The sequence below is a fragment of the Mycobacterium sp. GA-2829 genome (assembly GCF_001499965.1).
GTDB lineage: Bacteria > Actinomycetota > Actinomycetes > Mycobacteriales > Mycobacteriaceae > Mycobacterium.
On record NZ_LQIT01000010.1, the window covers coordinates 101,080 to 125,874 of the forward strand.

Here is a 24,795-nt window from a genome sequence, read left to right on the forward strand (position 1 = left end):
ATCAGTGGACGGTGTCGTATGGCGAGCCAAGAGCGGGGTCGGCCGTTGCATGGTCGTGCCGCGGAAACCGCCGCACTGCGCGACGTCACGGCGCGAATGCGCACCGGCCAGTCTCAGGTGTTGGTGCTGCGGGGTGAACCGGGTGCGGGTAAGACCGCGCTCCTCGACTACCTGCTCGACCAGGCCGAGGGCGTGCGATGTGTGTACGTCTCCGGCGTCGAATCCGATATGGAGTTGGCCTACGCCGGCCTGCACCAGCTGTGCGCGCCGCTGCTCGGACACCTCGACGACCTGCCGACACCGCAGCGGGATGCGCTGGAGGTCGCATTCGGGCGGGGCACCGGACCCCCGCCCGAACGCTTCCTCGTCGGGCTCGCGGTGTTGAGCCTGCTGTCGGCCGCCGCGCAGGACCAGCCGCTGCTGTGCGTCGTCGACGACGCCCAGTGGCTGGACCAGGTCTCGGTGCAGACCCTGGGGTTCGTCGCGCGCCGGCTGATGGCCGAACCGGTGGCGCTGGTGTTCGCGGCTCGCGTCGAGGGCGCCGAGGTGCTGACCGGACTGCCGGAGTTGCCGGTGCCGGGGCTGTCCGACGCGGAAGCGCGAATGCTGCTGGACGAGTTGGTGATCGGCGGCCTCGACGCCGCGGTGCGGGACCGGGTGGTGGCCGAGACCCGCGGTAACCCGTTGGCATTGCTCGAAGTCCCACGCAGCTACTCCGCCGCAGAACTCGCCGGTGGGTTCTGGAACGTGGGGGCCCACGGGTCCGCCGGTCGGATCGAGGAGCGCTACATCCGCCGCATCATGGCGCTGCCCGTCGACACCCGCAGGCTGCTCCTGCTCGCCGCGGCCGAACCGGTCGGCGACTCCGCGCTGTTCCTGCGTGCCGCAGCGCTTCTGGGTGTCGCCGTGGACGCGCTGGCGCCGGCCGAGAGCGCCGGGGTCATCGAATTCGGTCCCCGGATGCGCTTCTACCACCCGCTGATGCGATCGGCGGCCTACCGCGCCGCCGATCGGGCCGACCGCAGGCAGATCCACGCGGCGCTGGCCGCCGCCACCGATGCCCGCGTCGATCCGGACAGACGTGCGTGGCATGCCGCCAACTCAGTTGCGACGACGGATGATTCGGTGGCCGCCGAACTCGAGGCGTCGGCGAGTCGTGCCCAGAACCGCGGTGGGATCGCCGCCGCGGCCGCCTTCCTGGAACGTGCCGCGGTCCTGACCGCGGATCCCGAACTGCGCGGTACCCGCGCCCTCGCCGCGGCACAGGCCAAGCGGGACGCCGCGGACATGGCGGCGGCCTATGATCTGCTGACCATCGCCGAACTGGCGCCACTGTCGGAATTGCAACGCGCCCGCGCCGCACGGCTGCGTGGCCAGATCGCGTTCGCGAGCAGCCGGGCGGGCGAGGTGGGGGCGCCGCTGGTCGGGGAGACCGCGGCCGTGCTGCTCGACGCCGCCAAGCAGCTGGAGGACGTCGACGGATTCGCGTCTCGGGAGTGCTATCTGGAGGCATTCGCGGCGCTGATGTACGCCGGTCGGCTCGGACAGCCCGGCGCGCTGCTGGGCGCCGCCGAAGCGGCCCGCTCGGTGATGTCGCGGACCGCGGAACTGCCGCGGGCAGTGGACCTGTTCTTCCGCGGGATGACCGAACGGATCAGCGGCGGTATCCGGGGCGGCGTCACGCCCATGCGCACCGCGCTGGACGCGATGTCAAAGCTGGCCTCCACCGAACCCGCCCAACTGCAGCGGTGGCTGGTGCCCGCCTTCCCGATCCTGCAGGAGTCCGCCGCCCACGAGCTGTGGGACGAGAACCTCGTCGACGCGCTGTCGGCCGCCGTCGTCCAACAGGCCCGCGACAGCGGCGCGCTGGCCGGACTCCCGCAGGCGTTGGTCTACCGCGCGGGCGTCCACGTCATGTTCGGTGAGCTGAACACGGCGGCGACACTGATCGCGGAAGCGCATTCGATCACCGCGGCGACCACGCACCGTGGTCCGGTTCGCTACCACTTCCTGATCATCGCCGCGTGGCGGGGCGCTGCCGCGGAGGCCACCCGGTTGATCGACGAGGCGGCCGCCGACGGGGCTGCGCGTGGCGAGGGCCGGTTGCTGGGGTTGACCGGGTACGCGGCAGCGGTGCTGTACAACGGGCTGGGACGCTATCAGGAGGCGTTCGCCGCCGCCCACACGGCCTGCGAGTACGAGGATTTCGGCTTCTACAGCTGGGCCCTGCACGAGCTGGTGGAGTCCGCATCGCACGTCGGTGAACTCGACGCCGCGCAGGACGCGCTCGGACACATCGAGGAACGTGCAGGCGCGAGCGCAACACCGTGGGGCCTCGGGGCGGTGGCGTCGGCGAAGGCGCTGCTCGCCGACGACGACGATGCCGACCGGCTGTTCACCGAGGCGCTCGACCAGCTCAGCCGTTCACGCGTGGCGGTGCACCGGGCGCGGACACACCTGGGTTACGGCGAATGGTTGCGACGGGCCAACCGGCGCGGCGACGCCCGCCGCCACCTCAACGAAGCCCACGACATGTTCACCGAGATGGGCGCGCACGCCTTCGCCGAGCGCGCCCGGCGTGAGTTGACCGCGGTCGGGGAGAAGGTCCGTAAACAGCCTCTGGCCAGCGGAGACCATCTGACCGCACAGGAGGAGCAGATCGCGCGCCTGGCCGCCGACGGCCTGACAAACCCCGAGATCGGCGCACAGTTGTTCATCAGCGTGCACACCGTCGAATGGCATCTGCGGAAGGTGTTCGTGAAGTTGGGCATCACCTCGCGGCGGCAGTTGCGCACCGTTTCGTGGTCTCACTAGGGGCCCACGGACTACGGATTCTCAAGGGTCCCCCAGGGGCCGCGTGAGACCAGTCTTTTGTCTAGACAGCCCGGCCGGGCTGGGAGGACAATCGACCGGAAGGTATCCCCGATGAAGGTCATCGACCCCGACGATGTCGGAACCGACGCTGAACTGAAAGCCCGCTTCGCCGCAGAGGTCTGGCCGATGGTCGACGTGCTGTTGCGGGGAGCCCGCCGGCTGACCCACAACGACGCCGATGCCGAGGACCTGCTGCAGGAGACCCTGGTTCGCGCGTACACGGGCTTCCGCCACTTCGAGGAGGGCACCAACCTACAGGCGTGGCTCTTCCGGATCCAGTACAACCAGTGGGTCAACGCCTACCGGTGGAAGGAACGCCGCCCGGCGGAGGTGCTGTCGGCCGCGCTGACCGATCACGACCTGTTGGCCTCCGGCGCGCGATCCGCGGAATCCGAGGTGCTCGACACCCTGCTCGACGACGACGTCCGCACCGCGCTCGCGCAACTGTCCGACGGCTTCCGAACGGTGCTGTACTACGCCGACGTCGAGGGCTACACCTACGCCGAGACCGCCGTGCTGATGGGCATCCCGGTCGGCACCGTGATGTCGCGGGTGTCCCGCGCCCGTACCCAGTTGCGTCGCGCGCTGGTCGGGAAAAACTGCGCGCGTGGTCGTTTCGCGTCCGAACTGCCGCAGGCGGCATGATGTCCGGCGACGACTGGATGAGTGCGGTCACGGTCGTGCAGAGCGCGCGCCCGCCCGCGATCCCCACGGACGCCGAGGCGATGACCGTCGTGATCGAATACCCGCCCGGCAGCCACGGCACCCCGCCGCACCGGCACCCGAGCGGGCCGGCGTTCGGCTACATGCTCGAGGGCGAGATGCTGTTCGAACTCGAAGGGCAACCGCCGCGGGTGGTCCGGGCGGGAGAGGCGTTCTGGGAACCCGGCGGCGACGTCATCCACTACTCGGACGCCAACAACCGCGACGATGTCCGCAGCCGGTTCGTGGTCACGATGTTCTGTGTGCCGGGCCAGCCGATGTTGGTGCTGGTCGACGACGACGAACTCGCCGCGCGTGCGCACCTGCGGGTCAGCGACGCCTCACCGGCACGTTGAGTCGGCTGTCGGGACCGGGCACTTCTGCGAATTCCATTGCCCAGGGCTGCTTCCCGTGCTGGGTGACCCAGCAGGTCCCGGTGCTGCCCGCCGGCGACTCGAGCGCCACCAGTACGGCGTCGGCGATGGCGACCGGGTCCATGACGGGAACCCCGATGCGCTCGACGAGCGGGCGGCGGTCGCCCAGCACCCCGGTCTCGGTGATACCCGGGCAGATCGTGTGCACCGCAATGCCTTCGGCGGCCAGATTCGGGGCGACCGACCGCATGAAGCCGACGACGCCGTGTTTGCCGAGTGAGTACACCGGATCGGGGTGCCACGGCATCAGACCGGCGAGCGATGCGGTCGCCAGGATTGCGCGGTCGGCGTGGGGGAGGGTGCGCATGGTGCGGACGGCGGCGCGTGCCCCGAACACCACACCGTCGAGATTCACCCCGACTGATCGGCGGTACTGGGCCAGGTCCAACTCGCCGATGTCGCCGGACCAGTCGATGGTGATGCCCGCGTTGAGGAAGACCACGTCGAGCCCGCCCATCGTGGTCACACACGCCGCGAACGCCATCTCGATCTCATCGGGATCTGTGACGTCACAATGCAATCCGATGCCCCCGATGGCGTCGGCCACCGCCTTCGCCGCAGCACCGTCGATGTCGAGTACACACACCCGCATGCCCGCGCCGGCCAACCGGATGGCGGTCGCGCGGCCGATGCCCGAGGCGCCGCCGGTCACCAGGGCGACGCGGTCGGCGAGTCTCACCACCGGTCGACGGGCTCGCTGTCCAACTTCAGCGGCCGAATGTAGGACGCATCGGTCTTGTCCCACTTGCCCTTGATGAAGCCCTTGACCGCACCGGAGTTCAGCACCGACGAGTCGCCGCTGATCATCCACTCGATCGTGCAGCGGCGCAACGCGATCTTCCAGACGCCGTCGCGGCGTTCCAGGCGGTCGATGTAGCGGCCACCCATCAGCGACACGATCTTGCCGCCCTTGACCCGCATCGCGCCCATCACGTAGCTCTCGGCGTGCGCCTCGTCGCCGTCGATCTCGCAGGTGTGGGTGGTGATGTTGTGCAGGTGGTCCTCGAACACCGCGGTGTGTGCCTGATTGGCCCAATCGCCGTACTCGGGGCCGGTTTTGACGGTCGGCCCGTGTTCGTCGATCCCGTCCTCGAAGTAGACGCTGCCCATCAACTCGGCGTCGTGGCGGTCGTGTCCGCGGGCCTGGTTCATCACACAGTCGAGGATCGCCGTTCTGTCCTCGAGGTACTGCACGCGCTTGCGAAGTTGTGCGAGCTCGTCGGAGTCGGTCACGAATCTGTCCTTTCAACACCATCTGCGTTGTACGAGTGTATAGCATCGACGCATGACCAAGCGCATGATCTTCACCCTCTTGGTGATGGATTCGATCGGCCACAACTTCCATGGCAGCTGGCGGCATCCGGACGCAGGCAACCGGAAGTACAAGGGTTTCGACATGTGGGTCGACCTGGCCAAGAAGGCCGAACAGGCCAAGGTCGACGCGTTCTTCTTCACCGATCTCATGGGTGTACAGGGCGAGTACAACGGCTCGCGGGACGTCGTCTTCGAGATGGCGATGAACGTCCCGATCGCCGACTGCACCATGCTGATCCCGGCACTGGCGCATCAAACGCAGGATCTGGGGTTTCTCTACACGAGCTCGGTGATCTCCCACCACCCGTTTGTATTCTCGCGTGCCGCGTCCACTCTCGACCACCTGTCGAACGGACGCATCGGATGGAACATCGTCACGTCGGCCAACGAGAAGGCGTTCCGCAATCTCGGTCTGCCGGGCAACCTCTCGCACGACGACCGATACGCGTGGGCCGAGGAGTACGTCGATGTCACCTACAAGTTGTGGGAGGGTTCGTGGGATGTCGACGCGATCGTGAACGATCCCGCGAAGGGCGTCTACGCGGACCCGTCGAAGGTGCACGACATCAACCACCGGGGGCGGCGGTACAGCGTCGAGGGGTTCAACCTGATGGAGCCGTCGCCGCAGCGCACGCCGGTGCTGGCGCAGGCGGGTGGATCGCCGGCGGGGCTCGACTTCGCCAGCCGGCACGCCGAGTTGATGTTTCTGTCGGCCTACTCATTGGAGACGATCGCACAACAGGTCGGGACCGTGCGGGACCTCGCACGCGCCAACGGTCGCGAGGACGGCGACATCCTGTTCCTGCAGGGGATGATGTTCGTGATCGGGTCGACCGATGAAGAGGCCTACCGCAAGTGGGGTGAGCTCGAAGAGTGGCGCAGCCCTGAGGCTCAGACCGCGTACTTCTCCAGCCTGAGCGGGATGGACCTGGGACGCTTCGATCCCGCGACGCCTCTAGAGGACATCATTGACGAGATCCCCGGTATCCAAGGCGCATTCCTCGCGGTGATCAATGCGTGGCCCGCCGGGTCGAAGCCGACGGTCAGGGACTTCCTCACGTCGCTGTCGCTGCCACAGATGGTGGTCGGTGCACCGGAGACGATCGCCGCTCGGCTGCTGGAGTACCAAGGGGCCGGCGTCGACGGCGTGCAGGTGATGAATGCTCTGCTGCCGAACAGCTACGACGAGTTCTTCGAGCACCTGGTGCCGGTGCTGCAGGACAAGGGCATCATGCAGCGTGAGTACGAGCCGGGCACGTTGCGGGAGAAGCTGTTCGGGAGGTCGGCGGATGTGTCCCCACGCCACCCCGCGCACGGCTATCGCGGCATGTTCTGCTGATTCAGCGGGAACGCTTGCGGGCAGCTGATTTCCGCTTGGGCGCGGGCGGTTCGATCGCGTCGAGGTAGCGCTCGAACGCCTCGGTGAGCTCGGCGTGCGCCATGTCCACGCCGACGCCCTTCTCGAGGTTGAGAAACTTCGGCAGGCTCGAGATCAGCAGTTGCAGTGCGGGCAGGGACAGGTCGCCCCAGGGGCGGGCGTCTTCGCCGAATTTCGCGGTGAGCGCCTTCAGTTGGAGTGTGCGCACACTCTCGGTCACCGCGGCGATCTCCGTGCGGATGGACTTGCGGTGGTTGCCGAGTGCCATGAACTCGGTCATCATCGCACCGGTCGCCTCGTCCCAGCTGTACTCCCACAGGGCGCGCAGGGGGTCCTCGGCGCGCTTTTCGAGGACTTTGTTGAGGTAGTCGAGGTTGCGTTCCGAGTACCTGCGGATCGCGGCGATGAAGATGTCGTCGAGGCTCGGGAAGTAGTACTGCACGAGGCTGGGGGTGACGCCGGCCTTGGCGGCCAGCGCGCGGTAGGTGACGCTCGCATAGCCCTCTTCGAGCATCATCTTCTCGACCCAGTCGAGCAGCGTGTCGCGGGTCTTGGAGGTTTCGGCGCCGACGCGCCGCGACGAGGTCGCCATGGGTAGACATCTTGTCACCACTCATGCCTGTACGGATGTATGGCGTTCGACAAATCTCGGATTCTCAACGGCGCCTGTGGATAACCGCAGAAGTTGTCAGGGGGTCGGGGTAGGTTCGACAGTATGTTCGACACAGTGTTCGCGGGGCTCGACGAGGCCGCGTTGCTCGCTGAGGTCGAACAGGCTGCCCGGGAGGAGACCCAGGCCGGGGCGCGCAAGTTGGCCGCGATCGCGCAGCTGACGCATACGAGCGTGACGTTCGACGAGACATGCGATGACTGGGTGTATGACTCGTGGGCGGCGACGGCCTCGGAGGTCGGGGCGAAGTTGACCATCAGCCAGAAACGCGCATCGGGTCAGATGCGGATCGCGATCGCGTTGCGCGACCGGCTACCCCGGGTGGGGGCGTTGTATCTGCAGGGCCGGCTTGCTGGCCGGTTGATCTCGGAGATCACCTGGCGCACCCGTCTGGTCGATGATCAGCAGACGTTGGCGCTGCTGGATGCCGCGTTGGCCGAGCGGGCGGTGCGGTGGGGGCCGTTGTCCGAGCAGCGGTTGATCCACGCCCTTGATGCGTTGGTCACCCGGTTCGATCCGGATGCGGTGGCCCGCGCCAAAGAGGCCGTGGCCAAACGCGATGTGCGGATCGGGTCGCCCAATGACCCCGATGATCTGGTGTCGGTGTACGGGCTGCTGCTGGGGTGTGACGGCGAGGTCCTCAAGGCGCGGATTGACGAGCTGCTCAAGGGGATCTGCGATCAGGATCCGCGCACGGTCGGGGAGCGGCGTTCGTGTGCGTTGGGCGCGATCATCCAAGGCCAGGACCATCTGCCCTGCCGGTGTGGATCACCGGACTGCACATCGCCGGCGCCGGGTAAGTCGCGGGTGGGGATCTCGGTGATCGCCGACCCGGCCGCGATCGAGGCGGCCAAGCGGCTGATCGCCGAGGACGACCACGCCCACCACGAGCAATGGCTGCGTGAGAACGCCGAGCCAAAGCCAGAGCCGAACGCTGAGCAGGTGGAGGCCGGCCCCGTCGGAGAACTCGAACCGGAGGCCTCGAATTCTCGCCCTTGCCCGCATGATTCGGGGGTGGCGTTGCTGCCGGGGGTGACCGTCCTGCCGATCGCCGCGCTCGCCGAAGCGATCCGCAACGGCGCGGCGATCAAAGAACTCTGGGTCCCGGGGCCTGATCCCGAACCGCACTACCGTCCGTCGGCCAAGCTGGCGGCCTTCGTGCGGGCCCGTGATCTGTTCTGCCGGTTCCCTGGCTGCGACGTGCCCGCCGAACGCTGCGACATCGACCATGTCGTGCCCTGGCCCTACGGGCCCACCCATGCGTCGAATCTGAACTGCAAATGCCGTACCCACCATTTGGGGAAAACCTTCTGGGACGGCTGGCACGACGAACAATTTCCCGACGGCACCGTCATCTGGACCACCCCCACCGGACAGCGCTACACCACCATGCCCGGAAGCCGGCTGTTCTTCCCCACCTGGGACACCACCACCGCCGCACTACCGCCGCTGGCCCAGCCACCACCGGACCCCGACCGCACCGCCAAGATGCCCAGACGACGACGCACCCGCGCCGCCGACTACACCGCACGCATCAAGGCCCAACGCGCCGACAATGCCGTTGCGCGAGCACTCGCCAAACGGAACAAGCCTGCCAAACAACCGACCCCCGAACCGCCACCCGGCGGCGACGACCCCCCACCGTTCTGAAGTGCGGCCGAACCGGAACTCCGATGACATTGTCTGGGTACACCGGTCTACGTGAGTATGGAAGCCGTGGATCTCCCCGTCAGACCTCCGCTGGAACCGATGCTGGCCAAGGCGCAGGCCAAGGTACCCGTCGACGAGGGGGTGTGGTCCTACGAACCGAAGTGGGACGGCTTCCGCGCAGTCGTGTTCCGCGATGGTGGCCCGGGCCGAGACAACGTAGTCCTGCAATCGCGCAGCGGTAAAGACCTCGGCCGGTACTTCCCCGAAGTCCTCGACTCCGTCCGCGACGAACTCGCGCCGCGCTGCGTACTCGACGGTGAGATCGTCGTCCCCCGCGAGATCGGCGGCCGCACCCGCCTCGACTGGGAGTCGTTGAGCCAACGCATCCACCCCGCCGCATCCCGCATCAAGTCGCTGTCCGAGCAGACGCCCGCACACTTCATCGGTTTCGACGCGCTCGCCGTCGGTGACACCTCGCTGATGAAGGAGCCGTTCCGCAATCGCCGCGAAGCACTCGTCGACGCGGTCAACGAGAAACAGTGGTGCCACGTCACCCGCACCACCGAGGACCCGAGCCTGGGCGCACAGTGGCTCGAGGAGTTCGAGGGCGCCGGTCTCGACGGGGTGATCGCCAAACGCCTCGACGGCCACTACCTGCCGGGCAAGCGCGAGATGGTGAAGGTCAAACACGCCCGCGACGCCGACTGCGTGGCCATCGGCTACCGCATCCACAAAAGCGGAGAGGGCATCGGCTCGCTCCTCCTGGGCCTCTACACCGACGAGGGCGAACTCCAGATGGTCGGCGGCGCCGCCTCGTTCACCGCCAAGGACCGCCTCAAGCTCCTGAAAGAACTCGAACCGCTGCGCGAAGGCGACGAGATGCGTGAGGGCGATCCGAGCCGCTGGAACTCCGCCGCCGACAAGCGCTGGATACCGATCCGCCCGGAACGCGTTGCCGAGGTGGCCTACGACCAGATGGAGGGAAATTCGGTGCAGGGCAGACGTTTCCGGCACGCCGTCAAGTTCCGGCGGTGGCGGCCCGACCGCGACCCCGCCAGCTGCACCTTCGATCAACTCGAAGTCCCGCTCACCTACGACCTCTACGACGTGTTGGAGCGCTCCTGATGGCAACGGCTGCAGAGGAAGTCGACGTCGACGGCGTCAAGGTCCGGCTGACCAACCCGGACAAGCCCTACTTCCCGAAACTCGGCGCCGCCGGCACCAAACGCGCCCTGTTCGACTACTACCGCGCCGTCTCGGGTCCGATGGTCGCACTGCTGCGCAACCGGCCCGTGCACCTGCAGCGCTTCCCCGACGGCATCGAGGGGGAGGAGATCTACCAGAAACGGGTCCCGCAGAAGCATCCCGACTACCTGGAGACCTGCCAGGTGACGTTCCCTTCCGGCCGGACCGCCGACGCGCTCAAGGTGACCCATCCGTCGGCGATCGCCTGGGCCGCCCAAATGGGCACCGTCACGCTGCATCCGTGGCAAGTGCGCTGCCCCGACGTCGAACACCCCGACGAACTGCGCATCGACCTCGACCCGCAGCCGGGCACCGGTTTCCGCGAGGCCGCCACCATCGCCGTCGACGTCCTCAAACCTCTCCTCGACGAACTCGGCCTGGTCGGCTACCCCAAGACCTCCGGCGGTCGCGGCGTCCACGTATTTCTGCGCATCGCGACCGACTGGGACTTCATCGCCGTGCGCCGCGCCGGCATCGCACTCGCCCGCGAGGTCGAACGTCGTGCGCCTGATGCCGTCACGACGTCGTGGTGGAAGGAGGAGCGCGGCAAGCGACTGTTCATCGACTTCAACCAGAACGCGCGGGACCGCACCTTCGCCTCCGCGTACTCGGCGCGCAAGACGCCGATCGCCACGGTGTCCACACCGCTGACGTGGAAAGAACTCGCCGACGCCGACCCCGACGACTACACGATCGCCACCGTGCCGGATCTCGTTGCGGGACGGGCGGATCCGTGGGCCGGCATCGAGGACAACGCCCAGTCGATCGACAAGCTGCTCGAGATGGTCGCCGCCGACGACGAGCGTGGCCTCGGCGACCTGCCGTACCCGCCCAACTACCCGAAAATGCCGGGGGAGCCGCCGCGCGTGCAGCCGAGCAAGATGGTCGCCGAGCATTGGGACGACGAAGGCAACCGAAAGTAGACCGGCCCGCCACCATGGTGGTGACGGGCCGACCGGTGAAGCTCGGTGCCTACGTGCGCGGCGGCGTGCCGTAACCGGGAGTGCCCGGCGCCGGGGCGACCGCATGGGTGTCCTTGCGCTTCTTCAGGCCGAGAAGCCCGAGCAGACCCAGGAGCCCGGCGAGACCCCAGAGGCCGGTGTTGTCGCCGTCTTCCTCCTCGTCGGCCTGGGCCACCACGGTGGTCGACGGGCCCTGGACGGGTGCGTACTCGGTGGCGGCGTTGGCTACGCCTGCCCCGCCGAACAGCAGCGCGCCAGTGGCAACAGCGGCAGCAACGATTTCACGCATAGGTAACTCCAAACCTTGTGGCCCATATCCGTTCCGGGCCGATGGACGATCGGACCGCGGCTGCGGTCCACGCACGGCAGGGAACGACGTTCGTCCCCCCCGATCGCAAAGGTTCAGATACCCCGGCGCTTTGTCATGAAACCTTAATCTTTGAATCAAATCCCGAGCGTACGGTACATAGCCGATCTAATCCGTGTCTCGGAATCGCGTGCACCTGCGCAGATTCAGCTAATCGGCACCACTCCACGCGCCTGCGGCAGCGGCAGATCGGTGTAGGTGGCGATGCCGGGTTCGGCGGCCACCACCGCGGGGATGGCGTGGATCGGAGGCATCGCCGTCATGATGTGGCCGAGGACGAAGAAGTCCTCGAGCGACGTCGCGTTCTCGATCATGTCCTGCGGCGGCAGGAAACCCACGCTCATGTTGACCGTCGGCCTGCCGTCGACGGTGATCTTCCAGCCGTCGCCGTCGAGCTGCCAGTCGGGGGACAGCGTCTGCCCCTTCTTCCAGCGCACGTTGATGTCGATGACGGTCTTGCCGCCCACCCGTCCCTGCCAGCTGGCCGCCACCCCGGCGACGTGCCCGGCCGGAATCGTCCACGAAGCCATCGGCAGATCCTCGATGGTCTGCGCGTACTCGGACTCGCACACGATCTCGTCGAGCACGATCCCCAGCGAGTCGGCGACGAGTTGGACCGCCTCGGCGAACACCGCGGTGCCCTTGGCCGCCATCGGCTGCAGTTCCGGATCGTCGATCGCCATGCCGAACCCGGTGGGGCGTTCGGTGTCGGGGGAGTCGTACAGCGTGGTGTCGGCCGATTCGGCGATGGTGATCTTGTCGACGCGGTCGCACGCGGTCGCGGCGACGATGGCCAGCAGTTCCGCGAAGCCCGGGCTGACGCCTGACCCGAACAACGTCGCGCCGCCGCGCTGGCACGCCTCGACCAACCGGTCGCGGCCCTCACCGAGGTTGTGCCCGGTGATGAACGATGCCGAGGCGACTACGTTCACGCCCGCTTCCAGGATGCGCACCAGCTCGTCGACGTCGATCCACATCGGGTTGTAGACGACCGCGTCCGGCTTCAGCGCGAGCAGCGCGTCGACGTCATCGGTGGCGGCAACCCCGAGCGGTGCGATGCCCGCCAGTTCGCCCGCATCGCGGCCTACCTTCTCCGCCGACCACGCATAGCAGCCGACCAGTTCGAGATTCGGATTCGCTGCGATGGCCGCGACGGAACTCTTACCGACATTGCCGGTCGTCCACTGGACGACGCGATAGGAAGTGTTTGGCACTCGCTCAGATTAGGGCGGCGCGTGCGGCTTTTTTGCCGATCGGCGAAAATTCGCCACCGGTTGCGTACGCTGCCCGGATGGGAGCCGACGCGCCGCGCCGCGCCCGCGGCAGGCCGGCACGCATCAGCCGCGAACAGATCGTCGCCGCCGCCCGCCGGGCGCCCGGGCCGGAACTCACCATGCAGGGTGTCGCCGACGAACTCGGCGTCAGCCGCAAGGCGCTGCACTACTACGTCGGCAATCGCCAGGGGCTGCTGACACTCGTCGTCGTCGACCGCTTCGAACAGGAACTCGAGCGCGTCGAACTGCCCGCCGACGGCGACTGGCGGGCGGTGTTACGCGCCTACGCCCACGCCTACCGCGACGGCCTCGTCCAGGTCGGGGTCGTCGCCGAGCACACGCCGTTCCGCGGTGTGGGCGCGACCGCGGTGCTGGCGCTCGCCGAACGGGTCCTCGCCGCGCTGCTCGATGCCGGGTTCAGCCCCGAGAACGCACGCCGCGGCGTCACCGCGGTGGCGAACATCGCGCAGTCCGCCGCCCAGAACGTCCTGCGCGACATCCACCGGGCCGAGACCCGTGCCGCGCTGGAGAACGTGGCGGAGGGCGACTACCCGGCGTTACGGCGGGTGCTCGAGACGGCGCCGCACCCAGATCACGGGCAGTTCGAGTTCGAACTCGACCTGGCGATCGCCGGGCTGGAACGGCTGCTGCCGGACTAGGGTCCGGGGGCCAGCGTGGCCGGGGCGGTGTGCTGCTGACCGGCGCGGTCGATCCAGGTGACGTCGACGACGTTGCCCGGGTAGAAGTTGTCGAGCGTGTAGGTCAGCGCGGTGGCCGACGGGACGCGGATGCCGTTGATCGAGACCAGCACGTCACCGGCCCGTAGCCCGGCCGCCTCGGCGGGCCCGCCGCGCAGCACTTCCTGGATCAGCACACCCGGCACGTCGCTGGGAGCGGTGCGCACACCGACGCCCAACAGTGCGGGCGGCCCGATGTGGACACCATCGGCGGGGGTCCGGGACCGGATCTGGTTGGCGACGGCGATCGCGTCGTTGATCGGGATCGCGAAACCCTTGCCGCCGGGGCCCATCCGGTAGCTCACCGACGCCGCGGTGGTGATGCCGACGACCTGTCCGGCACCGTTGACGACGGGGCCGCCCGAGTCGCCCGCACGCACGGGGGCGGCGAACTCGATCAGCCCGTTGAGCTCGTCAGAACTGCCGGTCAGCGAATCCTCGGCCTGAACGGTGCGGCCGAATGCGGTGACGCTGCCGACCTCACGGGTCAGCGGCGCGCCCGAGCCCTGGGCGTTGCCGAGCGCGACGACCGGTTCACCGGCCACGAGCGCCGCGGAGTCGCCGATCGGCGCCACGGGCAGCCCGCCCGCGCCGAGCAACTGGATCACTGCGATGTCACGTCCGCGGTTGTATCCGACGAGGTCGGCCGGGAAGGACCGGCCTGCGACGGTGACGTTCACCCGGTCGGCGCCCTGTACGACGTGGAAATTGGTCAGCACCTGACCGCCCGGGTCCAGCACGATGCCGGTGCCGGTGCCCAGGGCGTTCTGGTAGTCGATCTCGGTGTCGATACGCGCCACGGCGGGCTCGACGGCGGCGGCCGCGGCAACCGGGTCAGCGGGCGCGGCGCTCGACGTGGCCGGGGCGAAGGGCGTCACCAGTGCCACGAGTACGGCCGTGACGGCCGAGAGCACGGACAGCCAACGAAGACGGAGCATGCCCATGAATTGCCCTTCGACGACGTTTTGTAACTCGGGTCTCGCTCACATTGTTCGTGATCGGACCGACAGATGTCGATGCGAGCGGCGCTGACCTCAGTCTTCGACGGCGACGCCACCGCGAAGACGGCGGCGACGACGGTTGCGTAGCCGGCCGCCGGTGGCGGGTTCGGGCTCGTCTGTGGGTTCCTCTTCGGCTTCGGTCTCCTCGACCTCAGGCTCGCTCTCCTCGACCTCGGCCTCGGGCTCGCTCTCCTCGGCCTTCTTGCGGCCGCGGCGGCCCGCCTGCGACTTCGGCTTGAGCGGTTTCGGCGGAGGCGGTGGCAGTTCGGCGACGAAGGCCAGATAGAAGGCGAAGATGCCGAGCAGTGCGATTGCGGCGGCCGCCCCGTAGATCCCGAACAGCCACGGGCCCGCGGAGTCCAGATCCAGCCAGATCTCGCTGATCGCCGTGCCCAGGATCAGTGCCCCGGCCAGCGCGTGCAACGCGATCGATGCCACGCGCAGGCGCAACGCCAACTGCGGGGTCCCGAACTCGGGGCGGCGCGTGCGCAGCAGCGTGAACACCACGGGCAGTGCGGCCAGGCCGACCAGTGCGGCGGTGACGATCCGCAGCACCGTGCCGAGGGTGTGCGACGTCGAGCCCATCAGCTCGAACCAGCGCGGAAGGACGAAGAAGAAGTAGAGAACAGCAGCGATGACGGAGAACGATGCGTGCCAAATGACCGCGACCGAGCGCCGCATACTCCTCCTCGAGATTTGGTGGGCCGGCGGTGCGATCAGGACCTCGGATCGCTGATCGCACCCCGGACCGAGTGCGGAGGATGCGGGATTTGAACCCGCGAGGGCGTTAACCCAACCCGCGTTCCAGGCGAGCGCCATAGGCCACTAGGCGAATCCTCCGCGGGCCATGCTAGCCGATGGGCGGGTGTGCTCCCCGAGGAGTCGCCCCCGCCGCGGGTATTACACTCAGGTCGGACCCCGCGCGGCGTCCATCCTGTGAACTCCCCCAGGGCCGGAAGGCAGCAAGGGTCAACGGGCTCTGGCGGGTGCGCGGGGTCCCCTTGATTTTCACGTCCCGGTACCCCCTGGTGAAAGGCCCCGCGGTGTCGTTCCATTCTCTGAGCCGCGACGACCTGGCCGCCGAGCACGAGCGGCAGCAGCGCAACTACGCCGAGCTGCAGGCCAAGGGGCTGCGCCTGGACCTCACCCGCGGCAAACCCTCCCCGGAGCAGCTCGACCTGTCGAACGCGCTGCTCGAACTGCCCGGCCGTGACAGCTTCAAAGACGGCGACGGCACCGACGTCCGCAACTACGGCGGTCTGCACGGCCTGCCGGAACTGCGCGCGATCTTCGGCGAGCTGCTCGGCATCCCGGTGCCCAACCTGATCGCGGGCAACAACGCGAGCCTCGAACTCATGCACGACACCGTGGTGTTCTCGCTGCTGCACGGCGGGGTGGATTCGCCCCGGCCCTGGAGCGCTGAGCCGGTCGTCAAGTTCCTGTGCCCTGCGCCCGGCTACGACCGGCACTTCGCGCTGACCGAGAACCTCGGCATCGAGATGATCCCGGTGCCGATGCTCGAGGAAGGGCCCGACGTCGACCTCATCGAGGAACTCGTCGCGGCCGACCCCGCGATCAAGGGCATGTGGTGCGTCCCGGTGTTCGGTAACCCCACCGGCGTCACCTATTCGTGGGAAGTGGTTCGTCGTCTCGTCCAGATGCGCACGGCGGCAACCGATTTCCGGTTGTTCTGGGACAACGCGTACGCGGTGCACACGCTGACGCCGGACTTCATGCGCCAGGTCGACGTCCTCGGTCTCGCGGCCGCCGCCGGGAACCAGAACCGCCCGCTGGTGTTCGCGTCGACGTCGAAGATCACCTTCGCAGGCGCAGGTGTCAGCTTCCTCGGCGGCTCGCTGGGCAACATCGCCTGGTACCTGCAGCACGCGGGCAAGAAGTCGATCGGCCCCGACAAGGTCAACCAGTTGCGGCACCTGAAGTTCTTCGGCGACGCCGACGGGGTGCGGTTGCACATGCAGCGCCACCGCGAACTGCTCGCACCGAAGTTCGCGCTGGTCGCGCAGGTCCTCGAGGAGCGGCTCGGCGATTCCAAGATCGCCTCGTGGACCGACCCGAAGGGCGGCTACTTCGTCAGCCTCGACGTGTGGCCGGGCACCGCCAGGCGCACCGTCGCGCTGGCCAAGGACGCGGGTATCGCGGTGACCGAGGCCGGGTCGGCCTTCCCGTACCGAAAAGACCCCGAGGACAAGAACATCCGCATTGCGCCGTCCTTTCCCTCGCTCGACGATCTGCGGTCCGCCATCGACGGTCTGGCCACGTGCGCGCTGCTGTCGGCCACCGAGTCTCTGCTCGGTTGAGCATCCGTCGTAGCCCGTCGGTAGCCTGCTGACCGTGGCGCTCTACCGCAAGTACCGACCGGCGACCTTCGCGGAGGTGGTCGGGCAGGAGCACGTCACCGAACCACTGTCGACCGCGCTGTCGGCGAACCGGATCAACCACGCCTACCTCTTCTCCGGCCCCCGCGGCTGCGGTAAGACGTCGTCGGCGCGCATCCTGGCCCGCTCCCTGAACTGCGAGCAGGGGCCCACCCCGACACCGTGCGGCGTCTGCGACTCCTGTGTGGCGCTCGCACCCAACGGTCCGGGCAACATGGACGTCACCGAACTCGACGCGGCCAGCCACGGCGGCGTCGACGACACCCGCGAACTGCGCGACCGCGCCTTCTACGCCCCGGCGCAGTCCCGCTACCGCATCTTCATCGTCGACGAAGCGCACATGGTCACCACGGCCGGTTTCAACGCGCTGCTCAAGATCGTCGAGGAGCCGCCGGAGCACCTGATCTTCGTGTTCGCCACCACCGAACCGGAGAAGGTGCTGCCGACCATCCGGTCGCGCACCCACCACTACCCGTTCCGGCTGCTGGCGCCCAAGACCATGCGCACGCTGCTGGAACGCATCTGCGCCGACGAGGGCGTGACCGTCGACGATGCGGTGTATCCGCTGGTCATCCGTGCCGGTGGCGGCTCACCGCGTGACACGCTGTCGGTGCTCGACCAGCTGCTCGCGGGCGCGGCGAACAACCACGTCGAGTACGGCCGCGCGCTGGCGCTGCTGGGCGCCACCGACGTCGCGCTGATCGACGATGCGGTGGACGCGCTGGCCGCGGGCGACGCCGCCGCGCTGTTCGGGGCCGTGGAATCCGTCATCGACGCCGGACACGATCCGCGACGGTTCGCGATCGACCTGCTCGAACGGTTCCGCGATCTGATCGTGCTGCAGGCGGTGCCCGACGCCGCCGCGCGCGGCGTGGTCGACGCACCCGGCGACGTGCTCGAGCGGATGCGGGAACAGGCCGCCCGGCTGGGGACCGCGACGCTGACCCGGTACGCCGAGGTGGTGCACGCCGGGCTGGGGGAGATGCGCGGTGCGACCGCACCGCGGCTGCTGCTCGAGGTGGTCTGCGCGCGGCTGCTGTTGCCGTCGGCCAGCGACACGGAATCGGCGCTGCTGCAACGGGTCGAGCGCATCGAGATGCGGCTGGACATGTCGATCCCCGCCTCCGAGATGCCGGCCGGGGCTCCTCGCGCCGCCGTCGAACCGGCGAAGACGTTCACCCGCAAGAGTCAGGCCGCACCCGCGGCCGAACCGGCACCTGCCGCCGTTGCTCCTGAGCCGCCCGCTCCGGAACCGCCGCCTGAACCGACACCGCCGTCACCGCCTCCCGTGCGCCCGCCGTCCGATCCGGTGGTCGAGGCGCCACCCGCGGCGGCCCCCGCTGCGACCGGGGCGCCCAACGCGGCCGCCGTGCGCAGTATGTGGACCACCGTGCGCGAGAAGGTGCGTCAGCGCAGCCGGACCATCGACGTGATGCTCGCCGGTGCGATCGTGCGCGCGGTCGAAGGCGACACGCTCGTCCTCAGCCACGAATCCGCGCCGCTGGCGAAACGCCTTGTCGAGCAGCGGAACTCGGACGTCATTCGCGAGGCGCTCAAGGATGCGCTCGGCGTCAACTGGACGATCCGGTGCGAGGCCGGCGGCGGGCCCGCCCAGCCGAACGCCGAACCGGCCCGGCCCAAAGCGCCTGCCGCCCCGCCGGAGCCACCGGTCGACGACGAGGAGAGCATGCTCGCCGAGGCGGTCCACCAGGACGCCGCGCCCCGTCGCGATCCGGAGGAGGTCGCCCTCGAACTGCTGCAGAACGAACTCGGCGCCCGGCGGATAGACGGCGCCTAAGCCGTCCACCACGGCCGCAGCGGCAGCCCGCCGTCGTTGCCGTTCTCGTCGAGCTTGACCGCCAGGACCTGGTGCAGCTGAACGATATTCGTCTCGAAGCCCAGCCGTGAGCCGGCCATGTAGAGCCCCCACACCTTCGCGGTGCCGAGCCCGACCTCGTCGACCGCCTCATCCCAGTGGTCGACGAGGTTGCGGCACCAGTCGCGCAGCGTCATCGCGTAGTGGTGGCGCAGATTCTCCTCGTGCACCACCTCGAGGCCGACGTCCTGGGCCTCGGTGATGATGCGGCCGGACCCGGTGAGCTCCCCGTCGGGGAACACGTAGCGGTCGATGAACCCACCGGCCGAGGCCACCGACTTGTTGTCCGGCCGCGTGATGCAGTGGTTGAGCAGCAGCCCGCCGTTACGCAACTTCGATTGCAGGAACCCGAAATACGACGGGTAGTTGTGCACGCCGATGTGTTCGGTCAGCCCGATCGACGAGACCGCGTCGAACCCGATCTCGCGCACGTCGCGGTAATCGCTGTGCCGGATCTCGGCGAGCTCGGTCAGCCCCTCCTCGGCGATGGCCTTCTGACCCCACAGCGCCTGCTCCTTCGACAGGGTTACGCCGATCGCCTTCACGCCGTGGCGGGCCGCGTAGCGCACCATGCCACCCCAGCCGCAGCCGACGTCGAGCAGTCGGTCACCGGGCTGCAGGCGCAGCTTCTCGAACACCAGCCGGTACTTGTTCTCCTGCGCCTCCTCCAGCGTCGCATCCGGATTCGGGTAGCACGCGCAGGTGTAGGTCATCGACGGTCCGAGCACCCACTCGTAGAACGCATTCGATACGTCGTAGTGGTGGTGGATCACCTCGGCGTCACGGGTCTTGCTGTGCCGCAGCCCTTCCGCGATCCGGCGCCACCGCGGCAGCGTCTCCTGCGGCGGCGGAGCGATCGGCTTGAAGTGCTCGAGACCGATGGACCGCACGATGTGCGCCAACACCTTGGCCGGTGGAAGTTTGAACTCCATCTTGTCGGTCAGCGAGCGCAGCAGGTCGTACGGATCACCGGGGTGCACACCGACCATGTCCAGGTCGCCGGAGACGTACGCGCGGGCCAACCCGAGGTCATTCGGCGCCGTCGCCAGATACGTGGTGCCCCTCGGCGTCTTGAGGTCGAGTCCGAGCGTGGCGTCCTCGGGCCCGGCGGTGCTGCCGTCGTACGCCCGGAACTTCAACGGTTCCCGGCCCGCGACCAGAATCTCCAGGATCTCCGCCAGCGTCAGCTTCTGGTTGTTCGTCACAGCTGCCTCCACACTTCTCGCGCCACCACTCATCGTCGCTGTACCGCCTTCGCGTACAGGTCGAGTAGACGTGAATCGGGGTCGTACGCCTTCTTGACCGTCTTGTACGTCTCGCCGCCGTAGAGTTCGTCGAACTCCTCGCGGGAGTAGTACGCATCCGAGTACAGCGACTTGTGCCCGTCGAACTCGCTCACCTTCTGCTCGATGAGCCGGTTGGTGTGCCCCTCGGTGGGCCCGACCGGTACCGACGACCAGAATCCCACGTTGACGTAGGTGTAGCCCGGCCGGATCGGATACAGCGGCCAGCTGGTGTCGTCGCGTAACCGCAACGGGCACAACCAGATCGGCTCGATAGGCACGCTCTGCAGGAACCACGACACGAAGTCGACGGTGCGCCCGATCGGCACCTCGATGTCCTGGACCACGCGCTCGCGGGGCGGTCGGCCGTTGCGGATCTCGATGCGGTCGGCGATGTCGAAGCGCTGATCGTAGCCGATCAGCTTCCAGTAGAAACTGCTGCGGCGCAGCCGTCGCGGCCAGAACCGTCGGATCGTCGGGTTCTGCGCGCCGAACGCCCGTGAGCACCAGAACCAGTCGGTGTCCCAGCGCCACAGGTAATCGTGGATGGTCAGCCGGTCGTGCTTCTCCCCGTCGGGATGCTGGATGGATCGGTAGTAGATCTGCCGTCCGGTGTAGTCGCTGACCGGTCCCGGCGTCGTGGTCCTGGCGCCCAGGCACAGGTAGCTTTCGTCGGCGCTGAACACCACACCGTCGAGGTAGTCGACGGGTTCGCCGTCCAGCCCGCCGGTCTCGACGATGCGGTCCATGGTCTCGACCAGGTCGGTCAGCGAACAGAAACGCAGGTGCCGCAACGCCACGAACGGTGCGACCTTCTCCAACTCGATCTTCAACCGAACCGAATAGCCAAGCGTGCCATACGAGTTCGGGAACGCATGGAACAGATCGGCATTCTGGTCTCGGGTGGCGGTCACCACTTCGCCTGCACCGGTGAGGATGTCCATCTCCAGCACCGATTCGTGCGGCAGCCCGTTACGGAATGACGTCGACTCGATGCCCAGCCCGGTGACCGCGCCGCCGAGGGTGATCGTCTTGAGCTGCGGCACCACCAGCGGCGCGAGGCCGTGGGGCAGCGTCGCGGCGACGAGGTCCTCGTAGGTGCACATCCCCGCGACGTCGGCGGTGCGCGTATCGGGGTCGACGGCGATCACGCCGGTCAGCCCGGATACGTCGAGCCCCTTGACGTCGGATTTCGCGCGGGCACGGAACAGGTTGGAGGTTGGTTTGGCGAGGCGCACTGCGGCTGTCTGCGGAATCGCCCGGTAGCTGGCGAGTAGCCGCTCCACGCCCTCGGCGTGAGCAGCCCGTGCGTCGGTCGGAGCAACAGACACGGATATACGCTAGTCCGCGGTCGCAGCCGATGCGACCGCACCGCGACGAAGGAGTGTCACATCATGGGACAGGTCAGCGCGTCGAGCACCGTCTTGATCAACGCCGAACCCGCGGCGGTGCTGGCGGCGGTCGCCGACTACCAGACCGTACGGCCCAAGATCCTCTCCGAGCACTACCGTGACTACCGGGTGCTCGAAGGCGGCCAGGGTGCGGGCACCGTCGCCACCTGGAAGCTGCAGGCGACCAAATCGCGCGTCCGGGACGTCAAGGCGAGCGTGGACATCGCCGGCCACACCGTCATCGAGAAGGACGCGAACTCCACCCTGGTGACCAACTACACCGTCGCACCGGCCGGTCCTGGGTCGTCGGTGACGGTCAAGACGTCCTGGACCGGCGCGGGCGGCGTCAAGGGCTTCTTCGAGAAGACCTTCGCCCCGCTGGGCCTGAAGAAGATCCAGGCCGAGGTGCTCGAGAACCTCAAGCGCGAGGTCGAGAAGGGCGCCTAGCCCGAGGTCGCCAGGAACGCCGCGATACCCCGCACCACCGCGTCGGCGTACCGCTGCCTGCCCTCCGGCGTCTTCATCAGCGCCGAATCGGCCGGGTTCTTCATGTTGCCCAGCTCGACGAGGATCGACGGGTACTGCGCGAGGTTGAGCCCGGCGATGTCGCTGCGCGGGTTGAGGCCGCTGGATCCGATGTAGGTCGACGGGACGAATCCGGACCCCGACAGCTGGTCGCGCATGACGCGGGCGAACTGCACGGCGGGGCCGGCCTGCGCCTCGTTGAGCGGCGGCGACGAGTACAGCACGTGGAAGCCGCGGCCGGTGGGCGGGCCGCCGTCGGCGTGCACCGAGACGATCGCGTTGGGCTTGACGGAATTGGCCAGTGCGGCACGTTCGTCGACGCACGGGCCGAGGGCGTTGTCGTTGCCCCGTGACATCGCGGTGCGCACGCCGAGCGCGGTCAGGGCGGCCCGGATGCGCAGCGTGGTGTCCCAGGCGAACGTGTGCTCGGGGTAGCCGTCCTCGGTCGACGTGCCGCTGGCCTGGCAGTCCTTCGTGCCGCCGCGGCCGGTCGGCACCTGGCGGCTGATCGAGGCGTCGTTGGCGCCGTTGTGGCCGGGATCGAGGAAGACGATCTTGCCTGCGATGTTGGCGGGCGCGGCGGCGGCGGGCGTACTGGCGAAGGTCGACGCGGCGATCAGCAGGCTGGTGGCGATCGCGGCTCCGACACGCAGGCTGGCAGGCACGGCCGCCACCGTAGCCCGCTCGCCGACTAGGCTTGAAGCCAGAAGCGCCGGATATGGGCGAGAGAAACCAAGTCGAGACCAACGCGACATCAATACGCAAGGGGATCAGGCATGCAACCCGGTGGCCAGCCCGACATGTCCGCACTGCTCGCGCAGGCGCAGCAGATGCAGCAGCAACTCATGGAAGCCCAGGAATCCCTGGCCAACTCCGAGGTGCACGGTCAGGCCGGCGGCGGTCTGGTGCAGGTGACGATGAAGGGCAGCGGTGAGGTGACCTCCGTCGCCATCGATCCCAAGGTCGTCGACCCCGACGACGTCGAGACGCTGCAGGATCTGGTGGTCGGCGCGATCGCCGACGCCTCCAAGCAGGTCACCATCCTCGCGCACGATCGGCTCGGGCCGCTCGCAGGCGGGATGGGCGGCCTGGGCATCCCGGGCCTCTGACTTGTTCGAAGGGCCCGTCCAGGATCTGATCGACGAACTCGGCAAGCTGCCGGGTATCGGTCCGAAGAGCGCGCAGCGCATCGCGTTCCACCTGCTGAGCGTCGAGCCGCCGGACATCGACCGGTTGACCGCGGTGCTCAACCGCATCCGCGACGGGGTGAAGTTCTGCGAGGTGTGCGGCAACGTCTCCGACGCCGACCGGTGCCGCATCTGCAGCGATCCGCGGCGCGACGCCGCGCTGGTGTGTGTGGTCGAGGAACCAAAGGATGTGCAGGCCGTCGAGCGCACGCGGGAGTTCCGCGGCCGCTATCACGTGCTCGGTGGTGCGCTCGACCCGCTCAGCGGCATCGGGCCCGATCAGCTGCGCATCCGCGAGCTGCTGAACCGGATCGGCGAACGGGTCGACGGCGTCGACGTCTCCGAGGTCATCATCGCCACCGACCCGAACACCGAGGGGGAGGCGACGGCCACCTATCTCGTGCGGATGCTGCGCGACATCCCCGGGCTGACCGTCACGCGGATCGCCTCCGGGCTGCCGATGGGCGGCGACCTCGAATTCGCCGACGAGCTCACCCTGGGCCGGGCGCTGGCGGGCCGCCGCGCGATGGCTTGATCCGCGGTGGCCTAGTTGTCAGACCCCCCAGGCACCATGCTCGGTATGAGCAACGTGATTCTGGGCGGGGAGGCGGTCGCCGCCGGCGTGGTGACCCGGCACGAGCTGCGACGCGACTACACGGTGCTGTACCGCGGTGTGTTCCTCGCGAAGAAGCGCACCCCGACACTGCGCGACCGTGCGATCGGCGCGTGGCTGGCGACGCGCAGGCGCGGTGTGGTGGCCGGGGTGGCGGCCTCCGGTCTGCACGGCGTCCCGCCCGTCGATCCCGACCACCCCATCGAGGTGGCCGGGGTGACCTGCGGCGCGCAGCCCGGGCTGATCCCACGCGCTGAGCCTGTCGCCGACGACGAGACCGTGCTGCTGTGCGGGCTGCCGGTCACCACGCTCGCGCGCACCGCCTTCGACGTGGCGCGCCACCTCGACCGCGCCGACGCGTTGGCCCGCCTCGACGCGCTGATGTGGCACGCCCCGTTCGACCTCGACGACGTCGCAGCGCTGGCCGAGCGGTATCCGCGTGCCCACGGCCTGCGTCAGCTGCAGGAACTGCTGCCGCTGGTCGACGGCGGGGCGGCGTCGATGCGGGAGAGCGGTATCCGGCTGTGGCTGCACGACGCGGGCCTGCCACGGCCACTGACCGCGGTCTCGGCTGGCGACACCACCCTGGAGATGGCGTGGCCGGGGTATCAGGTGGCCGTCGAGAGCCGCGGCGACGACACCCGCACCCGGATGCTCACCGAGCAGGGCTGGATCGTCATCCGCGTGGGCGTCGACGAGCACCCGCACGACTGGCTGGCGCGCGTGTGCGCGGCGTTGGTCAGCAGGGGATGTCCGATCGCGCCTGCGACTGTGTTGCCGCGGGTGGCCTAGGTGTACCGGGCAGTCAGGTTGTTGACAGTCGGCTGATCGGGGGTTGACCTCCGATGGCTGAGTGGCGGCGTTGATTGTTGTAGTGCTCAAGCCACGGGGCAAGCGCAGCGCAGCGGGCGTCGTT

The 24,795-nt window shown here is 68.4% G+C and carries 25 protein-coding genes, 1 tRNA gene and 1 other RNA gene; 15 read left to right on the forward strand and 12 right to left on the reverse strand.

What is annotated here, in order from left to right; translation table 11 throughout:
• Positions 1 to 18: 18 nt before the first annotated feature.
• The 3 genes from AU194_RS07765 (at position 19) to AU194_RS07775 (ending at position 3,932) form a co-directional block, all read left to right on the forward strand.
• Positions 19 to 2,814 (forward strand): LuxR family transcriptional regulator, encoded by a 2,796-nt coding sequence (locus tag AU194_RS07765; RefSeq protein WP_059088655.1) that lies wholly within the window; start codon positions 19 to 21, stop codon positions 2,812 to 2,814.
• A gap of 111 nt (positions 2,815 to 2,925) precedes the next feature.
• Positions 2,926 to 3,519: a sigma-70 family RNA polymerase sigma factor gene (locus tag AU194_RS07770; protein WP_059088656.1), complete on the forward strand. Its 594-nt coding sequence runs from the start codon at positions 2,926 to 2,928 to the stop codon at positions 3,517 to 3,519.
• Entirely contained in the window at positions 3,516 to 3,932 is a 417-nt protein-coding gene (locus tag AU194_RS07775; protein ID WP_369804053.1) for a cupin domain-containing protein, read from the forward strand. Before AU194_RS07770 ends, AU194_RS07775 begins: the two co-directional genes overlap by 4 nt.
• Here the strand turns inward: AU194_RS07775 and AU194_RS07780 are convergent.
• Positions 3,907 to 4,689: an SDR family oxidoreductase gene (locus AU194_RS07780; RefSeq protein WP_059088689.1), complete on the reverse strand. Its 783-nt coding sequence runs from the start codon at positions 4,687 to 4,689 to the stop codon at positions 3,907 to 3,909. The genes AU194_RS07775 and AU194_RS07780 overlap by 26 nt on opposite strands.
• The gene (locus AU194_RS07785) at positions 4,686 to 5,243 is read right to left on the reverse strand and encodes a nuclear transport factor 2 family protein (RefSeq protein WP_059088657.1); all 558 of its coding nucleotides are present in this window, start codon (positions 5,241 to 5,243) and stop codon (positions 4,686 to 4,688) included. Before AU194_RS07785 ends, AU194_RS07780 begins: the two co-directional genes overlap by 4 nt.
• Before the next feature lie 52 nt (positions 5,244 to 5,295).
• Here AU194_RS07785 and AU194_RS07790 point away from each other — a divergent pair, with 52 nt between their 5' ends.
• Entirely contained in the window at positions 5,296 to 6,663 is a 1,368-nt protein-coding gene (locus tag AU194_RS07790; RefSeq protein ID WP_059088658.1) for an LLM class flavin-dependent oxidoreductase, read from the forward strand.
• Position 6,664: 1 nt separating this feature from the next.
• On the opposite strand, the gene AU194_RS07795 is transcribed toward AU194_RS07790, so the two are convergent.
• Positions 6,665 to 7,294: a TetR/AcrR family transcriptional regulator gene (locus AU194_RS07795; protein WP_059088659.1), complete on the reverse strand. Its 630-nt coding sequence runs from the start codon at positions 7,292 to 7,294 to the stop codon at positions 6,665 to 6,667.
• 123 nt (positions 7,295 to 7,417) lie between these two features.
• Here AU194_RS07795 and AU194_RS07800 point away from each other — a divergent pair, with 123 nt between their 5' ends.
• From AU194_RS07800 to ligD, 3 genes are read left to right on the forward strand one after another with little or no spacing between them, the layout of a single operon-like run.
• Positions 7,418 to 9,022: an HNH endonuclease signature motif containing protein gene (locus tag AU194_RS07800; protein ID WP_059088660.1), complete on the forward strand. Its 1,605-nt coding sequence runs from the start codon at positions 7,418 to 7,420 to the stop codon at positions 9,020 to 9,022.
• Between the two features lie 57 nt (positions 9,023 to 9,079).
• A complete protein-coding gene (locus tag AU194_RS07805) occupies positions 9,080 to 10,147 on the forward strand; it encodes an ATP-dependent DNA ligase (protein ID WP_059088661.1) in 1,068 nt (355 codons plus the stop codon).
• Positions 10,147 to 11,190 (forward strand): non-homologous end-joining DNA ligase, encoded by a 1,044-nt coding sequence (gene ligD, locus AU194_RS07810; RefSeq protein WP_059088662.1) that lies wholly within the window; start codon positions 10,147 to 10,149, stop codon positions 11,188 to 11,190. Before AU194_RS07805 ends, ligD begins: the two co-directional genes overlap by 1 nt.
• A gap of 49 nt (positions 11,191 to 11,239) precedes the next feature.
• Here ligD and AU194_RS07815 read toward each other — a convergent pair whose 3' ends face one another.
• Positions 11,240 to 11,518, reverse strand: a complete 279-nt coding sequence (locus AU194_RS07815) for a WGxxGxxG family protein (protein WP_059088663.1) — start codon at positions 11,516 to 11,518, stop codon at positions 11,240 to 11,242.
• A 224-nt stretch (positions 11,519 to 11,742) separates the two neighbouring features.
• Positions 11,743 to 12,810 carry a dihydrodipicolinate reductase gene (locus AU194_RS07820; RefSeq protein ID WP_059088664.1) on the reverse strand — a complete coding sequence of 356 codons (1,068 nt, stop codon included), beginning with the start codon at positions 12,808 to 12,810 and terminating at the stop codon, positions 11,743 to 11,745.
• 77 nt (positions 12,811 to 12,887) lie between these two features.
• Between AU194_RS07820 and AU194_RS07825 the strand changes: the two genes are divergently transcribed.
• Positions 12,888 to 13,529, forward strand: coding sequence for a TetR/AcrR family transcriptional regulator (locus AU194_RS07825; protein ID WP_059088665.1), 642 nt, complete (start codon positions 12,888 to 12,890; stop codon positions 13,527 to 13,529).
• Here AU194_RS07825 and AU194_RS07830 read toward each other — a convergent pair.
• The 3 genes from AU194_RS07830 to AU194_RS07840 all read right to left on the reverse strand — a co-directional run bounded on the left by AU194_RS07830 (position 13,526) and on the right by AU194_RS07840 (position 15,448).
• Positions 13,526 to 14,551 carry a S1C family serine protease gene (locus tag AU194_RS07830; RefSeq protein WP_059088666.1) on the reverse strand — a complete coding sequence of 342 codons (1,026 nt, stop codon included), beginning with the start codon at positions 14,549 to 14,551 and terminating at the stop codon, positions 13,526 to 13,528. The two genes, AU194_RS07825 and AU194_RS07830, sit on opposite strands and share 4 nt — an antisense overlap.
• A gap of 90 nt (positions 14,552 to 14,641) precedes the next feature.
• The gene (locus AU194_RS07835) at positions 14,642 to 15,289 is read right to left on the reverse strand and encodes a hypothetical protein (protein WP_059088667.1); all 648 of its coding nucleotides are present in this window, start codon (positions 15,287 to 15,289) and stop codon (positions 14,642 to 14,644) included.
• Between the two features lie 74 nt (positions 15,290 to 15,363).
• Positions 15,364 to 15,448: transfer RNA gene (locus tag AU194_RS07840), tRNA-Ser, on the reverse strand.
• Between the two features lie 69 nt (positions 15,449 to 15,517).
• Here AU194_RS07840 and ffs point away from each other — a divergent pair.
• From ffs to AU194_RS07850, 3 genes are all read left to right on the forward strand, one after another.
• Positions 15,518 to 15,614: signal recognition particle sRNA small type (ffs, locus tag AU194_RS31050), an RNA gene on the forward strand.
• A gap of 37 nt (positions 15,615 to 15,651) precedes the next feature.
• Complete coding sequence (locus AU194_RS07845; protein WP_059088690.1) at positions 15,652 to 16,926, forward strand: aminotransferase class I/II-fold pyridoxal phosphate-dependent enzyme; 1,275 nt, start codon at positions 15,652 to 15,654, stop codon at positions 16,924 to 16,926.
• Positions 16,927 to 16,960: 34 nt separating this feature from the next.
• A complete protein-coding gene (locus AU194_RS07850) occupies positions 16,961 to 18,802 on the forward strand; it encodes a DNA polymerase III subunits gamma/tau (protein ID WP_059088668.1) in 1,842 nt (613 codons plus the stop codon).
• Here the strand turns inward: AU194_RS07850 and AU194_RS07855 are convergent.
• Complete coding sequence (locus AU194_RS07855; RefSeq protein WP_231743223.1) at positions 18,799 to 20,085, reverse strand: class I SAM-dependent methyltransferase; 1,287 nt, start codon at positions 20,083 to 20,085, stop codon at positions 18,799 to 18,801. The genes AU194_RS07850 and AU194_RS07855 overlap by 4 nt on opposite strands.
• A gap of 29 nt (positions 20,086 to 20,114) precedes the next feature.
• A complete protein-coding gene (locus tag AU194_RS07860; protein ID WP_059088670.1) occupies positions 20,115 to 21,494 on the reverse strand; it encodes an FAD-binding oxidoreductase in 1,380 nt (459 codons plus the stop codon).
• Between the two features lie 63 nt (positions 21,495 to 21,557).
• Between AU194_RS07860 and AU194_RS07865 the strand changes: the two genes are divergently transcribed.
• Positions 21,558 to 22,001: an SRPBCC family protein gene (locus AU194_RS07865; protein ID WP_059088671.1), complete on the forward strand. Its 444-nt coding sequence runs from the start codon at positions 21,558 to 21,560 to the stop codon at positions 21,999 to 22,001.
• On the opposite strand, the gene AU194_RS07870 is transcribed toward AU194_RS07865, so the two are convergent.
• A complete protein-coding gene (locus AU194_RS07870; protein ID WP_059088691.1) occupies positions 21,998 to 22,744 on the reverse strand; it encodes an Rv3717 family N-acetylmuramoyl-L-alanine amidase in 747 nt (248 codons plus the stop codon). The two genes, AU194_RS07865 and AU194_RS07870, sit on opposite strands and share 4 nt — an antisense overlap.
• Positions 22,745 to 22,855: 111 nt before the next feature.
• On the opposite strand from AU194_RS07870, the gene AU194_RS07875 reads away from it, so the two are divergent.
• The 3 genes from AU194_RS07875 to AU194_RS07885 are packed head-to-tail and all read left to right on the forward strand — an operon-like array spanning position 22,856 to position 24,671.
• The gene (locus AU194_RS07875; RefSeq protein ID WP_059088672.1) at positions 22,856 to 23,188 is read left to right on the forward strand and encodes a YbaB/EbfC family nucleoid-associated protein; all 333 of its coding nucleotides are present in this window, start codon (positions 22,856 to 22,858) and stop codon (positions 23,186 to 23,188) included.
• A 1-nt stretch (position 23,189) separates the two neighbouring features.
• The gene (gene recR / locus AU194_RS07880) at positions 23,190 to 23,801 is read left to right on the forward strand and encodes a recombination mediator RecR (RefSeq protein WP_059088673.1); all 612 of its coding nucleotides are present in this window, start codon (positions 23,190 to 23,192) and stop codon (positions 23,799 to 23,801) included.
• Between the two features lie 45 nt (positions 23,802 to 23,846).
• The gene (locus AU194_RS07885; RefSeq protein WP_059088674.1) at positions 23,847 to 24,671 is read left to right on the forward strand and encodes a hypothetical protein; all 825 of its coding nucleotides are present in this window, start codon (positions 23,847 to 23,849) and stop codon (positions 24,669 to 24,671) included.
• Positions 24,672 to 24,684: 13 nt separating this feature from the next.
• On the opposite strand, the gene AU194_RS31055 is transcribed toward AU194_RS07885, so the two are convergent.
• On the reverse strand, positions 24,685 to 24,795 hold a 111-nt coding region (locus tag AU194_RS31055), incomplete at its 5' end, for an integrase core domain-containing protein (protein WP_157575942.1).

Coding starts and splice junctions, on each gene's coding strand:
- AU194_RS07765 (WP_059088655.1), top strand. CDS start 19: ATGGCGAGCCAAGAGCGGGGTCGGCCGTTGCATGGTCGTGCCGCGGAA.
- AU194_RS07795 (WP_059088659.1), bottom strand. CDS start 7,294: ATGGCGACCTCGTCGCGGCGCGTCGGCGCCGAAACCTCCAAGACCCGC.
- ligD (WP_059088662.1), top strand. CDS start 10,147: ATGGCAACGGCTGCAGAGGAAGTCGACGTCGACGGCGTCAAGGTCCGG.
- AU194_RS07825 (WP_059088665.1), top strand. CDS start 12,888: ATGGGAGCCGACGCGCCGCGCCGCGCCCGCGGCAGGCCGGCACGCATC.
- AU194_RS07800 (WP_059088660.1), top strand. CDS start 7,418: ATGTTCGACACAGTGTTCGCGGGGCTCGACGAGGCCGCGTTGCTCGCT.
- AU194_RS07770 (WP_059088656.1), top strand. CDS start 2,926: ATGAAGGTCATCGACCCCGACGATGTCGGAACCGACGCTGAACTGAAA.
- AU194_RS07815 (WP_059088663.1), bottom strand. CDS start 11,518: ATGCGTGAAATCGTTGCTGCCGCTGTTGCCACTGGCGCGCTGCTGTTC.
- AU194_RS07865 (WP_059088671.1), top strand. CDS start 21,558: ATGGGACAGGTCAGCGCGTCGAGCACCGTCTTGATCAACGCCGAACCC.
- AU194_RS07875 (WP_059088672.1), top strand. CDS start 22,856: ATGCAACCCGGTGGCCAGCCCGACATGTCCGCACTGCTCGCGCAGGCG.
- AU194_RS07790 (WP_059088658.1), top strand. CDS start 5,296: ATGACCAAGCGCATGATCTTCACCCTCTTGGTGATGGATTCGATCGGC.
- AU194_RS07885 (WP_059088674.1), top strand. CDS start 23,847: ATGAGCAACGTGATTCTGGGCGGGGAGGCGGTCGCCGCCGGCGTGGTG.
- AU194_RS07835 (WP_059088667.1), bottom strand. CDS start 15,289: ATGCGGCGCTCGGTCGCGGTCATTTGGCACGCATCGTTCTCCGTCATC.
- AU194_RS07775 (WP_369804053.1), top strand. CDS start 3,516: ATGATGTCCGGCGACGACTGGATGAGTGCGGTCACGGTCGTGCAGAGC.
- AU194_RS07830 (WP_059088666.1), bottom strand. CDS start 14,551: ATGGGCATGCTCCGTCTTCGTTGGCTGTCCGTGCTCTCGGCCGTCACG.
- AU194_RS07805 (WP_059088661.1), top strand. CDS start 9,080: ATGGAAGCCGTGGATCTCCCCGTCAGACCTCCGCTGGAACCGATGCTG.